Origin of the sequence: Mycobacterium sp. E2462 (assembly GCF_001672685.1) — a bacterium.
GTDB lineage: Bacteria > Actinomycetota > Actinomycetes > Mycobacteriales > Mycobacteriaceae > Mycobacterium.
This window is the reverse complement of sequence record NZ_LZKC01000057.1, coordinates 1-13315: the sequence shown is the minus strand read 5'-3', so window position 1 is coordinate 13315 and position 13315 is coordinate 1. Positions and strand designations below refer to the sequence as shown.

Annotated in this window: 13 protein-coding genes; 10 read left to right on the top strand and 3 right to left on the bottom strand. The window is 70.6% G+C overall.

All coding sequences use genetic code 11. The annotated features are described in order from the left end of the window. Positions 1-42 precede the first annotated feature (42 nt). The 3 genes from A5714_RS03085 to holA all read left to right on the top strand — a co-directional run bounded on the left by A5714_RS03085 (position 43) and on the right by holA (position 3563). Positions 43-933: a ComEA family DNA-binding protein gene (locus tag A5714_RS03085; RefSeq protein ID WP_068068450.1), complete on the top strand. Its 891-nt coding sequence runs from the start codon at positions 43-45 to the stop codon at positions 931-933. Between the two features lie 5 nt (positions 934-938). Continuing rightward, positions 939-2525 (top strand): ComEC/Rec2 family competence protein, encoded by a 1587-nt coding sequence (locus tag A5714_RS03080; RefSeq protein WP_068282638.1) that lies wholly within the window; start codon positions 939-941, stop codon positions 2523-2525. Positions 2526-2600: 75 nt separating this feature from the next. Then, complete coding sequence (gene holA, locus A5714_RS03075) at positions 2601-3563, top strand: DNA polymerase III subunit delta (RefSeq protein ID WP_156747151.1); 963 nt, start codon at positions 2601-2603, stop codon at positions 3561-3563. Positions 3564-3579: 16 nt separating this feature from the next. Here the strand turns inward: holA and rpsT are convergent, their stop codons facing one another. Next, entirely contained in the window at positions 3580-3840 is a 261-nt protein-coding gene (rpsT, locus tag A5714_RS03070; RefSeq protein WP_068068461.1) for a 30S ribosomal protein S20, read from the bottom strand. A 166-nt stretch (positions 3841-4006) separates the two neighbouring features. Between rpsT and A5714_RS03065 the strand changes: the two genes are divergently transcribed. From A5714_RS03065 to A5714_RS03055, 3 genes are read left to right on the top strand one after another with little or no spacing between them, the layout of a single operon-like run. After that, positions 4007-5749, top strand: a complete 1743-nt coding sequence (locus tag A5714_RS03065; protein ID WP_068282632.1) for a circularly permuted type 2 ATP-grasp protein — start codon at positions 4007-4009, stop codon at positions 5747-5749. Further along, the gene (locus A5714_RS03060) at positions 5749-6726 is read left to right on the top strand and encodes an alpha-E domain-containing protein (protein ID WP_068068467.1); all 978 of its coding nucleotides are present in this window, start codon (positions 5749-5751) and stop codon (positions 6724-6726) included. The genes A5714_RS03065 and A5714_RS03060 overlap by 1 nt, the downstream gene beginning before the upstream one ends. Then, the gene (locus A5714_RS03055) at positions 6726-7565 is read left to right on the top strand and encodes a transglutaminase family protein (protein ID WP_068068543.1); all 840 of its coding nucleotides are present in this window, start codon (positions 6726-6728) and stop codon (positions 7563-7565) included. Before A5714_RS03060 ends, A5714_RS03055 begins: the two co-directional genes overlap by 1 nt. Here the strand turns inward: A5714_RS03055 and A5714_RS03050 are convergent. Continuing rightward, the gene (locus A5714_RS03050; protein ID WP_068068469.1) at positions 7549-8415 is read right to left on the bottom strand and encodes a ribonuclease Z; all 867 of its coding nucleotides are present in this window, start codon (positions 8413-8415) and stop codon (positions 7549-7551) included. The two genes, A5714_RS03055 and A5714_RS03050, sit on opposite strands and share 17 nt — an antisense overlap. A 147-nt stretch (positions 8416-8562) precedes the next feature. Between A5714_RS03050 and A5714_RS03045 the strand changes: the two genes are divergently transcribed. After that, the gene (locus A5714_RS03045) at positions 8563-8991 is read left to right on the top strand and encodes a CBS domain-containing protein (protein WP_068068474.1); all 429 of its coding nucleotides are present in this window, start codon (positions 8563-8565) and stop codon (positions 8989-8991) included. A gap of 75 nt (positions 8992-9066) precedes the next feature. Here A5714_RS03045 and A5714_RS03040 read toward each other — a convergent pair whose 3' ends face one another. After that, on the bottom strand, positions 9067-9678 hold the full coding sequence (locus tag A5714_RS03040) for a type II toxin-antitoxin system PemK/MazF family toxin (RefSeq protein WP_068282628.1): 612 nt from the start codon (positions 9676-9678) through the stop codon (positions 9067-9069). Between the two features lie 67 nt (positions 9679-9745). Here A5714_RS03040 and lepA point away from each other — a divergent pair, with 67 nt between their 5' ends. Genes lepA through A5714_RS03025 form a run of 3 tightly spaced genes read left to right on the top strand, consistent with a single transcriptional unit; the run spans position 9746 to position 13165 of the window. Then, positions 9746-11644: a translation elongation factor 4 gene (gene lepA / locus A5714_RS03035; RefSeq protein ID WP_068282625.1), complete on the top strand. Its 1899-nt coding sequence runs from the start codon at positions 9746-9748 to the stop codon at positions 11642-11644. After that, the gene (locus tag A5714_RS03030; protein ID WP_068282622.1) at positions 11641-12378 is read left to right on the top strand and encodes a sensor domain-containing protein; all 738 of its coding nucleotides are present in this window, start codon (positions 11641-11643) and stop codon (positions 12376-12378) included. Before lepA ends, A5714_RS03030 begins: the two co-directional genes overlap by 4 nt. A 31-nt stretch (positions 12379-12409) precedes the next feature. Beyond that, positions 12410-13165 carry a sensor domain-containing protein gene (locus tag A5714_RS03025; protein WP_068282619.1) on the top strand — a complete coding sequence of 252 codons (756 nt, stop codon included), beginning with the start codon at positions 12410-12412 and terminating at the stop codon, positions 13163-13165. Positions 13166-13315: the final 150 nt, after the last annotated feature.

The window sequence follows — 13315 nt, the reverse complement described above, 5'->3', positions numbered from 1 at the left end:
GGACGCGCGGATGACGACGGGCGGCGGGCCTACCGTCGGGCCATGCGAACGGAACTTCCCGCCGAGCGGCTGCAGCGCCGGCTCGGCGCCGAGCCGGACCTCGACGTCCGGTCCGCGGCCCCCGACCCGGCACCCGGTGACGGTGATGACCCCGCGTCCGAGGACGAAGGAGACGACCAGGATTCGCTGCTGCCGCGGTGGCTTCCGGAAGTGTCCGACGGCCGCGGCTGGGCGGCGCGGTTGCGCGCCGACCCGGGGCGGGCGGGCGCCATCGGGCTGGCGATCGTCGCCGCGCTCGCCGTGCTGGTGACGGTCTTCACGGTGCTGCGGGACCGGCCGGCGCCGGTGATGTCAGCCAAGCTGCCGCCGGTGGAGAAGGCGTCGACGGCCGGCCCGCGCCCGTCGCCCAGCGCCGGACCGGCCGCCCCGGACCGGCCGGTGGTGGTCAGCGTGGTCGGCCTGGTGCACAGCCCCGGCCTGGTCACCCTGGCGCCCGGCGCGCGCATCGCCGACGCCCTGCAGGCCGCCGGCGGCGCCGTCACCGGCGCGGACACCATCGGGCTGAACATGGCCCGCCCGCTCGACGACGGCGAGCAGATCGTGGTCGGCGTGGCCCCCGCGCCCGGACAGCCGGCCGGGCTCGGCAGCTCCGTAGCCTCCGGACCCGCATCCAACCGCACGCCCACGCACGCGCCGCCGAGCACCGCGCCGGGGTCGGGCCCCGCGAAGGCCAAGCCGGGGGAGGCGGTTGACCTGAACACCGCCACCGTGGCGCAGCTGGACGCGCTGCCCGGCGTGGGACCGGTCACCGCCGCGGCGATCGTGGCGTGGCGGCAGACCAACGGCAAGTTCACCAGCGTCGACCAGCTCGCCGACGTCGACGGCATCGGCCCCGCGCGGCTGGAGAAGCTGCGCGCCCTGGTCCGTGTCTGATCGCGATGTCCCCGACCGGGTCTGGCGCCTCACCCGTGGCGCCGGTCGACGTGCGCCTGGTGCCGGCCGCGCTGACCTGTTGGGTCGTCACCGCCGCCGGCATCCGCTGGCCGGTGGGCCGGACCCTGGCGTGGTGCTGCCTCGTCCTGGCGGCGCTGGCCGGTGCGTGGGCATGGCACGACGCGCGCCGGCCGGGGGCGGGCGGGCGGTGGGCGGCGATCAGCGCGGGGCTGGTCGCGATCGGTGTGGTGGGCGCCGGCTTCAGCATGGCGATCGCGCTGCGGGCCGACGCGGTGAGCCACCATGCGATCACCGCCGAGTACGGCCAGGCCGTACCGGTGACGCTGACCCCTACCGAGAGCGCGGCGCCGGTGGGGCGGGGCCGCCTCATGTTCAGGGCCAGCCTGCAGCGGGTGCGCGACGCCCGAATGTCGGGCCGGGTGGTCGTTTTCGCCCGCGCCCCGGACTTCGGCACCGACGAGGTGATGGTCGGCCGACCGCTGCGGTTCACCGCCCGGATCGGCCGGCCCAGCCGCCATGACCTGACGGTGGCCCAGCTCACCGCGACGGGCCGGCCCACCGCCGGCACCGCGGCGCCGGTGCAGCGGGCCGCGCACGCCGTCCGAACCCGGTTCGCCGCCGCCGTCCGCGCCGTCCTGCCGGCCGAGCAGGCCGCGTTGCTGCCGGCGCTGGTGCTCGGCGACACCTCCGCCGTCGACGCCGCCACCGGCCGCGACTTCCGCGCGGCCGGGATGACCCACTTGATGGCGGTGTCGGGCGCCAACGTGACGATCGTGTGCGGGGCCGTGCTGTTCTCGGCCCGGTTACTCGGCCCGCGGCCCGCGGTCGTGCTCGCCGCGCTGGCGCTGGCGGCGTTCGTTGTCGTTGTGCAGCCGTCGGCCAGCGTCCTGCGGGCGGCCGTCATGGGCGCCGTCGCGTTGGCGGGCATGCTCACGTCGCGGCGGCGGCAGGCCGTCCCCGCCCTGTGCGCGACGGTGCTGCTGTTGCTGGCCGTCGCCCCGCAGTTGGCCGTCGACGTGGGCTTTGCGCTGTCGGTGGCCGCGACGGCCGCGCTGATCGTCGTCGCGCCCGCCTGGTCGCGGCGCCTCGTCACCCGCGGCTTACCGAAACCGCTGGCCGACGCGCTCGCCGTCGCCTGCGCCGCCCAGGTGGTGACCGCGCCGCTGGTGGCCGGCATCTCCGGACGCTTCTCCGTGGTGGCGGCCGGCGCCAACCTGGCCGCCGCGCCCGTGATCGCGCCGATCACGGTGCTGGGCACCGCGGCGGCGGCGCTGTGCCCGTTCTGGCCGGGCGGGGCGGCGGCGTTGATCCGCTTCACCGGCCCGGAGCTGTGGTGGGTGCGCGGGGTCGCCCGATGGGCGGCCGGGGTGCCGGCCGCGACGCTGCCCGTGCCGCCCGGCGCGGCCGGGGTGCTGCTGGTCGGCGCGCTGACCGTGCTGCTCGCCGCGGCCACCCGCCTGCTGTGGTCCCGGCGGTGGTATCGCCGCGCCGTCGCGACCGCCGCGGTGGTCGCCGCGCTCTGCCCACCGGCTTGGTCGTTGGCCGCGCTGCTCGATCCGGCCCGCGTCTGAGGCGGTCCGGGCAGCAGCCGGTTCGGCCGAGTCGGTGGGCCGTGACACCATCGTGGGGTGAGCGAGCTTGCGCCGTTGCACCTGGTCCTGGGAGACGAGGAATTGCTGGTCGAACGGGCGGTGTCCGAGGTGTTGCGGTCGGCGGCGCGCCACGGCGGCGGTGACCTCGGCACCAACAATGTGCCGGTCAACCGGATGCGGGCCGGCGACGTCAGCACCTACGAGCTTGCCGAACTGCTGAGCCCGTCGCTGTTCGCCGACGAGCGCATCGTCGTCCTGGAGGCCGCCGCCGAGGCGGGCAAGGACGCCGTTGCGATGATCGTCGACGCCGCGAAGGACCTGCCGTCCGGCACGGTCCTGGTCGTGGTCCACTCCGGTGGCGGGCGCGCCAAGGCCATGGCCGGCGAGCTGCAGAAGTTGGGCGCCGTCGTGCATCCGTGCGCGCGGGTCACCAAGGCCTCCGAGCGCGTCGACTTCGTCCGCAAGGAGTTCCGCGCGCTGCGGGTCAAGGTTGACGAGGAGACGGTGACCGCCCTGCTCGACGCCGTCGGCTCCGATCTGCGGGAACTCGCCTCGGCGTGCTCCCAGCTGGTGGCGGACACCGGCGGGGCGGTCGACGCCGCCGCCGTCCGGCGCTATCACAGCGGCAAGGCCGAGGTGAAGGGGTTCGACATCGCCGACAAGGCGGTCGCCGGGGACGTCGCCGGGGCCACCGAGGCGCTGCGCTGGGCGATGCTGCGCGGCGAGCCGCTGGTGGTGCTGGCCGACGCCCTGGCCGAGGCGATACACACCATCGGCCGGGTCGGCCCGCTCTCGGGGGATCCGTACCGGCTGGCCTCGCAACTGGGGATGCCGCCGTGGCGGGTGCAGAAGGCCCAGAAGCAGGCCCGCTTCTGGTCGCGGGAATCGGTGGCGAGCGCGATGAAAGTGGTGGCGGCGCTCAACGCCAACGTCAAGGGAGCCGTGGTGGACGCCGACTACGCGCTGGAATCCGCGGTCCGGCAGGTCGCCGAGTTGGCCGCCCACCGCACTCGGTGAGCGGCCGAGGGCAACCTCAGAGCTTGTTGAGGGCCTGCGCCAACGCCGACTTCTTGTTGGCGGCCTGGTTCTTGTGAATGACGCCCTTGCTGGCCGCCTTGTCCAGCTTGCGGTTGGTGGACACCAGCAGCTCGGCGGCCTTGTCCTTGTCCCCGGAATGGGCGGCCTCGCGGAACGCGCGAACGGCCGTCCGCAGCGACGACTTCACCGACTTGTTGCGCAGGCGGGCGCGCTCGTTGGTGCGGTTGCGCTTCTGCTGCGACTTGATGTTGGCCACGCTGGAGTTCCTTCTTCGGTCAAATTTGGTCAGGCATCGGGGTCACGCTCAGGTATGGCGCTGGAAATCACCACAGCGACTGCCCAGGTTAGCAGTCGGTTACGTTTTCTCCCAAAAGGGGAACACGGCGGTTGCCATGTCGTCGACCTGAGGCAGCATCTGAACAGTGAGTCTTACCAACCAGCTTGAGGAAACCGAGCGGGGGCTTCGGGCTGCGCGTTCTGAGCGCATCTTCGGCGGCTACAACGGGGCGGCGGACGCCTACGCCCTCGCTTTCGACGAGATGTTCGACGCCCAGGGCGCCGTGCGCGGTCCGTACAAGGGGATCTACGCCGAGCTCGCACCGTCGGACGCCTCCGAGCTGGAGGCCCGCGCCGAGGCGCTGGCCCGCGCGTTCATCGACCAGGGCATCACGTTCTCCCTGTCGGGCCAGGAGCGGCCGTTCCCGCTGGACCTGGTGCCCCGGGTCATCTCCGCGGCCGAATGGAACCGGCTCGAGCGCGGCATCGTCCAACGTGTCAAAGCCCTCGAGCTGTACCTCGACGACATCTACGGCGACCAGGAAATCCTCAACGACGGTGTCATCCCGCGCCGCCTGATCACATCGTGCGAGCATTTCCACCGCCAGGCCGTCGGCATCGTCCCGCCCAACGGTGTGCGCATCCACGTCGCCGGCATCGACCTCATCAAGGACGAAAAGGGTGTCTGGCGGGTCCTCGAGGACAACCTGCGCTCCCCGTCGGGGGTGTCCTATGTCATGGAGAACCGGCGCACCATGGCGCGCGTCTTCCCCAACCTGTTCGCCAGCCACCGGGTCCGCGCGGTCGACGACTACGCGTCGCACCTGCTACGGGCCCTGCGCAACTCGGCGGCCACCAACGAGGCCGACCCGACCGTGGTGGTGCTGACCCCGGGGGTCTACAACTCGGCGTACTTCGAGCATTCGCTGCTGGCCCGCCAGATGGGCGTCGAGCTGGTCGAAGGCCGCGACATGTTCTGCCGCGACAACCAGGTCTACATGCGCACCACCGAGGGGGAGCGGCAGGTCGACGTCATCTATCGGCGCATCGACGACGCGTTCCTGGACCCGCTGCAGTTCCGGGCCGATTCGGTGCTGGGGGTGGCAGGCCTGGTCAACGCCGCCCGCGCCGGCAACGTGGTCATCTCCAGCTCCATCGGCAACGGGGTGGGCGACGACAAGCTGGTCTACACCTACGTGCCCACCATGATCGAGTACTACCTGGGCGAGAAGCCGCTGCTGGCCAACGTCGAGACGTACCGCTGCTGGCTGGAGGACGAACGCGAAGAGGTGCTCGACCGCATCGACGAGCTGGTGCTCAAGCCGGTCGAGGGGTCCGGCGGCTACGGCATCGTGTTCGGCCCCGACGCCTCCGAGAAGGAGCTCGCCGCCGTCGCCAAGAAGGTGCGCGACGACCCGCGGAGCTGGATCGCGCAGCCCATGATGGAGCTGTCGACCGTGCCGACGCAGATCGGCAGCGAGTTGGCGCCGCGCTACGTCGACCTGCGGCCGTTCGCGGTGAACGACGGCGAGGACGTGTGGGTTCTACCCGGCGGGCTGACCCGCGTGGCGTTGGTCGAGGGCTCGCGGGTGGTCAACTCCAGCCAGGGCGGCGGCTCGAAGGACACCTGGGTACTGGCCCCGCGCGCGGCGGCCGGCGACCGCGAACTCGGCGCCGCCGAGGTGGTGCGGTCGCTGCCCACCTCGATGGCCGAACCCGAGCCCGAGGAGCCGGTGCGGTCGTCGCACCAGCAGCCGCTGCAGGCCGAGCAGCCGCAGGACGACCCGAAACAAAAGCGCCGCCAGCGTCAGCAACAACAGCAGCGCCAACAACAGCAAGGCCAACAACAAAGGCAACAGCAACGACAACGGCAGAGGCAGGTCCGCTGATGCTGGCCCGAAACGCCGAGGCGCTGTTCTGGATTGGCCGCTACGTGGAGCGCGCGGACGACACCGCGCGCATCCTGGACGTGGTTTTGCACCAACTGCTCGAAGACTCCAGCGTCGACCCGGACCAGGCGTCGCGGCTGCTGCTGCGGGTGCTCGGCATCGAACCCCCCGACCACCACTTGGACGTCTGGTCGCTGACCGACCTGGTCGCCTACAACACCAACACCCGCGGCGGCAGCTCGATCGTCGACGCGATCACGGCGGCCCGTGAGAACGCCAAGTCCGCCCGCGAGGTGACGTCCAGCGAGATCTGGGAATGCCTGAACACCACCTACAATGCGCTACCCGAACGGGAGCGGGCCGCCAAACGCCTTGGGCCGCACGAGTTTCTGTCATTCATCGAGGGTCGCGCGGCGATGTTCGCCGGCCTGGCCGACTCGACGCTGTCGCGCGACGACGGCTACCGGTTCATGGTGCTGGGCCGCGCGATCGAGCGCGTCGACATGACCGTGCGGCTGCTGCTCTCCCGGGTGGGGGACAGCGCGTCGTCCCCGGCCTGGGTGACCCTGCTGCGCTCGGCGGGGGCGCACGACACCTACCTGCGCACCTACCGCGGCGTGTTGGACGCGGCCCGGGTGGTCGAATTCATGTTGCTGGACAGGCTGTTTCCGCGCTCGGTGTTCTACTCGCTGCGGCTGGCCGAACACAACCTCGAAGAGCTCCTGCACAACCGGCCCAGCCGGATCGGCGCGACGGCCGAGGCGCAGCGGCTGCTCGGGCAGGCGCGCAGCGAGCTCGAATTCGTCCACCCTGGCGTGCTGCTGGAGTCGTTGGAGAGCCGCCTGGCCGGCCTGCAGCGCACTTGCCGCGACGTCGGGGAAGCGTTGTCGCTCCAGTACTTTCACGTCACGCCCTGGGTGGCGTGGTCGGACGCCACCCGCCGCACCCCGCTGGCCGCCGGAAAGGCGGACGCCTGATGTGGAGATTGCGGGTCGTGCACACCACCGGCTACGCCTACCAGTCGCCGGTGACCGCGTCCTACAACGAGGCCCGGCTGACGCCCCGCTCGACCGGCCGGCAAAACGTCGTCCTGAACCGCGTCGAGACCATTCCCGCCACCCGGTCGTATCGCTACGTCGATTACTGGGGCACCGCGGTGACGGCGTTCGACCTGCACGCGCCGCACACCGACCTCACGGTGATGTCGTCCTCCGTCGTGGAGACCGAGCGGCCCGAGCCGGTGCAGGCCGACATCGGGTGGGACGAATTGCGCACCGACGCCGTCATCGATCGCTATGACGAGCTGTTGCGACCCACCGAGCACACGCCGGCCAGCAAGCGGGTCGTCTCGGTGGCCAAGAAACTGACCAAGAGTTGCCAGCCGGCCGAAGCGGTTGTGGCCGTGGCCAATTGGGTCCGCAACGAGCTCGAATACCTGCCGGGCACCACCAGCGTGCACTCATCAGGCCTGGACGCGCTGAAGGCCGGCAAGGGTGTGTGCCAGGACTTCGTGCACCTATCGCTGATGTTGTTGCGCGCCAGCGGAATTCCGTCCCGTTACGTGTCCGGATACCTGCACCCCAAGGCCGACGCGGTCGTCGGGGACACCGTCGACGGGCGCAGCCACGCCTGGATCGAGGCGTGGACGGGTGAGTGGTGGAGCTATGACCCGACCAACGCCACCACGATCACCGAGCAGTACGTCAGCGTCGGCGAGGGCCGCGACTACGCCGACGTGTCCCCGCTGAAAGGCATCTACTCCGGTGAGGGCGCGACCGACCTCGACGTGATCGTGGAGGTCACCCGGCTGGCGTAGCCGCGCTCTGCGGGCGCGCCTCGACCTGCACGCGGTGCAGGTCGTCGCCGAGTTCGACGCGGCCGTCGAAGGCGGTGGCCGCCAGCGCGCGCCACTGGTCCTCCTGGCCCGGAACCAGCGCCGGCACGTAATGGGTCAGGACGAGCGTGCCTACGCCCGCGCGGGCGGCGGTGGCGGCCGCCTCCTCGACCGAGGAGTGGTAGTCGCAGATGTCGCGCAGCCGCTGCTGGGGGATGGCGGAGATCAGGTCCTTGCGGACGACGGTGTGCACCAACGCGCCGGCACCGGCGGCCAGCCGGTCCAGCCCGGCGCAGGGGACGGTGTCGCCGGCCAGCACCGCCGACGCCTCGCCGTGCTCGACGCGGAACCCGAGCGTGGGGGCCACCGGTCGGTGATCGGTCGGGCCGACCCGAATCGTCACGCCGTCGCGGTCCCAAACCGGCCCCTCGGTGTGTTCGTGGACCTGCACCGCCGGCGGCCCGGTCAGGTCGGCGTGGTGTGCCAGCCGGTAACCGATGTCGTGGCGAAACGCCTCGAGCGTGGCCTGCACCGCCTCGGCGGTGCCGGGCGGGCCGATGATCGGCAACGGCGCGGGGTCGGGCGTGAACGTGCTGATCCACCGCGTGATGAGGACGTCGCCCAGGTCGCCGATGTGGTCGCTGTGCAGATGGGTGAGCAGCAGCGCCGACAGGCCGGCCGCGCCCACGCCGACCGCGGCCGCGCGCTGCAGCACACCGCGGCCGCAGTCCACCAGGAACACCTGGCCACCCGCTCGGACGAGCGTCGACGGCCCGGCGCGGCGCGGATCGGGAATGGGGCTTCCGGTGCCCAGCAAAACGATCTCGATCATGGCCCTCATCTTGCAGCCGGGGCCGCTGCCGTGTCTCGGGATCGGCGCCGCCCGGCCGCACGCGATCGGGCCGCTCCCATCGATGGCTTTTGCGCCGACGTGCTTAGCCGTAGCCTGGTGTGAAGCGGATCACATCGAGGAGGCCTGATGCGGATTTCGGACGTCTTGCGAAACAAGGGCGCCGCGGTGGCGACCGTCTCCCCGGACGCGACGGTCAGCGAGCTGCTCGCGGGCCTCGCCGAGCGCAACATCGGCGCCATGGTCGTGGTCGGCGCCGAGGGGGTCGTCGGCATCGCCTCGGAGCGCGACGTCGTGCGCCAACTGCACGCCCAAGGCCCCGACGTCCTGAACCGCCCGGTGTCGCACATCATGACGACCATGGTCGCGACCTGCACCAAGTCCGACACCGTCGACTCGCTGAGCGCGCTGATGACCAACAACCGGGTGCGGCACGTGCCGGTGCTCGACGGCACGGAGCTGATCGGCATCGTCAGCATCGGCGACGTCGTGAAGACCCGCATGGAGGAACTCGAGGCCGAGCAGCAACAGCTGCACTCCTACATCACGCAAGGCTGACGGCCCGACTCCTCCTCACCGCGCTCCCGCGCGGCGTTCAGCTCCACGAATAGTCCGCGCGCAGCCGCGCGGCGTTCAGCTCCACGAATAGTCCGCGCGCAGCCGCGCGGCCACGACGTCGAAGACCTCGCGGTCCAGGATGGCGCCCTCACGGCGAATGCCCTCCTCGGGCACGTCGAGCACCCGGTCCAGCCGGACCCAGCTCTGCCTGCCCTCGTAGTCCCACGCGCCCGCGCCGATGCCGACCCAGTCGCGCTCGCCGGCGTGGCGTTCCTGGCTGGACAGCATCAGTCCCAGCAGCACACTGCGCTCCCGGCCGACCACCAGCACCGGGCGGTCCTTGCCCTGGCTCGGGTCGTCCTCGTAGGCGACCCACGTCCACACGATCTCGCCCGGATCCGCGCGGCCGTCCAGGCTCGGCGCGTAGATCAGCTTGCGCGCCCGGTGCGCGGTCGGGGAGCTGGCGCTGGTGACCGGGCGGCCCGCGGCGATCTCGGCCGCCGGCTGCGGCGTGGCGGCGGCGATGACGTTCGCGGTGATCTTCACGGCGTGCTGCAGCTCGCGCAACACCGTCTGCGAGGTTTGGACGTGCCGCGCGAGCCGCGGAGAACCACTGACGGCATTGAACACCAGGCTCTCGGCGAACCGCTGGAACGTCTTCCACTGCGATTTCCGGGCAGACGCCATACACGCAGTTTAGACGTCGGCGGCCGGGTGCCACGGCGTCCAAGTAGGTTCGCGCGGGCCTGCATGGATACCCTGGAGGTTGCCGAGTTCGGCCGCTCGAACGCCCCTACACCAGGAGATTCCCATCAGCAGTTTCGCCGACAAGACCTTCACCGCGCCGGCGCAGATTCGGAATTTCTGCATCATCGCCCACATCGATCACGGCAAGTCCACGCTGGCGGACCGGATGCTGCAGCTGACCGGCGTCGTCGACGAGCGGTCGATGCGCGCCCAATACCTCGACCGGATGGACATCGAGCGCGAGCGCGGCATCACCATCAAGGCGCAGAACGTGCGGCTGCCCTGGAAGGTCGGCGACGAACAGTTCGTGCTGCACCTGATCGACACCCCCGGGCACGTCGACTTCACCTACGAGGTGTCCCGCGCGCTGGAGGCGTGCGAGGGCGCGGTGCTGCTGGTCGACGCCGCGCAGGGCATCGAGGCGCAGACGCTGGCCAACCTGTACCTGGCGCTGGACCGCGACCTGACCATCATCCCGGTGCTCAACAAGATCGACCTGCCCGCCGCCGACCCCGACCGCTACGCCGGCGAACTCGCCCACATCATCGGCTGCGAACCCGACGACGTGCTGCGGGTGTCCGGCAAGACCGGCGAGGGGGTGGCGGCGCTGCTCGACGAGGTGGTCCGGCAGGTGCCGGCGCCCCAGGGCGACGCCGACGCGCCGACGCGGGCGATGATCTTCGACTCGGTGTATGACATCTATCGCGGCGTGGTCACCTACGTCCGGGTGGTCGACGGCAAGATCACGCCGCGCGAGCGCATCGCGATGATGTCCACCGGCGCCACCCACGAGCTGCTCGAGGTCGGCATCGTCTCGCCCGAGCCGAAGGCCAGCGACGGCCTGGGCGTGGGCGAGGTGGGCTACCTGATCACCGGCGTGAAGGACGTCCGCCAGTCGAAGGTCGGTGACACCGTGACGACGGCCCGGCACGGGGCCAAGGAGGCGCTCACCGGGTACCGCGAGCCCAAGCCGATGGTGTACTCCGGCCTGTACCCCGTCGACGGGTCCGACTACCCGAACCTGCGCGACGCCCTGGACAAGCTGCAGCTCAACGACGCCGCCCTCACCTACGAGCCGGAGACCTCGGTCGCGCTGGGTTTCGGCTTCCGCTGCGGGTTTCTCGGCCTGCTGCACATGGAGATCACCCGTGAGCGGCTCGAGCGCGAGTTCGACCTGGACCTGATCTCCACGTCGCCGAACGTGGTGTACCGGGTGATCAAGGACGACGGCACCGAGATCCGGGTCACCAACCCGTCCGACTGGCCCGAAGGCAAGATCGGCACGGTCTTCGAGCCGGTCGTCAAGACGACCATCATCGCGCCCAGCGAGTTCATCGGCACCATCATGGAGCTGTGCCAGGCGCGTCGCGGCGAGTTGGGCGGCATGGACTACCTGTCGCCGGAGCGGGTCGAGCTGCGCTACACGCTGCCGCTGGGCGAGATCATCTTCGACTTCTTCGATTCCCTGAAGTCGCGTACCCGGGGCTACGCCAGCCTGGACTACGAGGAGGCCGGCGAGCAGGAGGCGTCGCTGGTCAAGGTCGACATCCTGTTGCAGGGCGAGCCGGTCGACGCGTTCAGCGCGATCGTGCACAAGGACGGCGCGGCGGCCTACGGCAACAAGATGACCACCAAGCTCAAGGAGCTGATTCCGCGCCAGCAATTCGAGGTGCCGGTGCAGGCCGCGATCGGATCGAAAATCATTGCGCGCGAGAACATTCGGGCGATCCGCAAGGATGTGCTGTCCAAGTGCTACGGCGGCGACATCACCCGCAAGCGCAAACTGCTCGAGAAGCAAAAAGAGGGCAAGAAGCGGATGAAGACCATTGGCCGGGTGGACGTCCCGCAGGAGGCCTTCGTCGCGGCGCTGTCCGCCGACGCCGCGGGGGACAAGGGCAAGAAGTGATCAACCGCCGCTGCGCCGTCGTGGTGTTGACGGTGCTGCTGGCGACTGGCTGCGCGAAGACCGTCGACGGCGCGGCCCGGCCCGCGTCGAATCCCATACCAACGCACGACAAGCAGCTGCTCCTCGACGGCGAGACGCTGGGCAATCTGCTGGCTCAGCCGTTCAAAAAACATCCGACGTGGGGGCCGCACCACGGCGGGCGGGAGAAGTTGGGCACCAACCAGGACAACGCGACGCCCGCCCAGTGCATCGGGGTGGCGTTCGCGTCGGCGGCGATCGCCTACGCGTCCGTACCGGTGCTGGAGGTCGAGACCGTCATGTGGGCGGCCCCGTATCAACCCGTCAGGGTCGATGACGTCCAAGAGGGGGTGGTGTCGCTTCCCACCCCGCAAGACGCCGCCGCCGCGTTCGCGAAGTTCGCCGCGCAATGGCAGGCGTGCGACGGCACCACCGTGACGTCGGAGTACGTCAAGCCCCACGGCGTGCGCGCCATATCCGATGTCCGCGTGGCTGATTCGGTGGTCGCGGCAAGCGTCCTGGGATCGTCCGGTCCTCAGGCCGTCGACTACCCGCAACCGGTTGCGCGTGCCCTCGGCGTCCGGGGCAACCATCTCGTGGAGGTTGCGGTGGAGTTCATCGGTAACGGCGACCCCGCGAACCAGGGCAATGCCGACATGAAAACCAGCGGAATCCAGATCGCGCACGCCATCATGGACAGGTTGGCGGTGAGCTGATGCAACCCGACGTGCTGGCGAGGGGGAGACGATGCGCGTGGTGAAGACGGTGGCGGCGCTGGCGGTGGTCGCCGCGTCGGCGGTGGGTTGTGGGGTGGCGGTGAGCGGCACGGCGGTACCGGCCCCGAACCTGAAACCGCGGCCGCTGTTCGGCGCGACGGTTCAGCGGGTCCTGCTCGACAACGTCGACCTGTCGCGACTCTTCGCACAGACCTTCGTCACCCGGGAGGGCGCCGACGTCGGCGGACCGGACAAGCTGTACGACGTCCTGCGGTCGCAGGACGGGTGCCTGGGCGTGACGGCGATGCTGCAGAAGAGCGTCTACCAGTCCGCGGATGTCCGGGACCTCGCGGCCGAGGAGTGGTGGAACAACGGCGATCCGGCGCAGGTGGTCGGCGTGATGGAGGGCGTGGTGACGCTGCCGTCGGCCGCGCAGGCGCAGCAGATGTTCGCGCAGTTCTCCCAGCAGTGGCAGCGGTGCAACGGCATGACGACGTCCGAGCAGAGCGGTCCGGTCAACACGACCAACGCCATCAGCGACGTCCGCCTCGCCGATCCGTCCGTCATCGCGGCAACCAAGCTCGCCTCGTCGGTCATACCCAATCTCCCGCCGCTGCGGCCCTCGCCGGAGGCGCGGGCGCTGGGCGTCCGGTCGAACTGCCTGGTCGACGTCGAGGTCGTCTTCTTCAACGGTCGGCGACCCTCCGACCCGGGGACGGCCGACCTCTCTACCAGCGCCGTCGAGGTCGCGCACGCGATGATGGACAAGGTCACAGCGCTGGGCTGAGCGGGAATGATCGCGGTGGGGGCGCAGTTGCGCTGTACAGCAACCGAATCCTTCGACGAAGGGCGATCCCACACCAGCGCTGTCGGATCGCGGACCCGACGACCAGAGTCAGCGCGCTGGGCTGGCGCAGCTGACCGGCAGCTGAAACAT

Coding starts and splice junctions, on each gene's coding strand:
- A5714_RS03040 (WP_068282628.1), bottom strand. CDS start 9,678: ATGGCGTCTGCCCGGAAATCGCAGTGGAAGACGTTCCAGCGGTTCGCC.
- A5714_RS03055 (WP_068068543.1), top strand. CDS start 6,726: ATGTGGAGATTGCGGGTCGTGCACACCACCGGCTACGCCTACCAGTCG.
- A5714_RS03045 (WP_068068474.1), top strand. CDS start 8,563: ATGCGGATTTCGGACGTCTTGCGAAACAAGGGCGCCGCGGTGGCGACC.
- A5714_RS03050 (WP_068068469.1), bottom strand. CDS start 8,415: ATGATCGAGATCGTTTTGCTGGGCACCGGAAGCCCCATTCCCGATCCG.
- A5714_RS03025 (WP_068282619.1), top strand. CDS start 12,410: ATGCGCGTGGTGAAGACGGTGGCGGCGCTGGCGGTGGTCGCCGCGTCG.
- A5714_RS03060 (WP_068068467.1), top strand. CDS start 5,749: ATGCTGGCCCGAAACGCCGAGGCGCTGTTCTGGATTGGCCGCTACGTG.
- A5714_RS03080 (WP_068282638.1), top strand. CDS start 939: ATGTCCCCGACCGGGTCTGGCGCCTCACCCGTGGCGCCGGTCGACGTG.
- A5714_RS03085 (WP_068068450.1), top strand. CDS start 43: ATGCGAACGGAACTTCCCGCCGAGCGGCTGCAGCGCCGGCTCGGCGCC.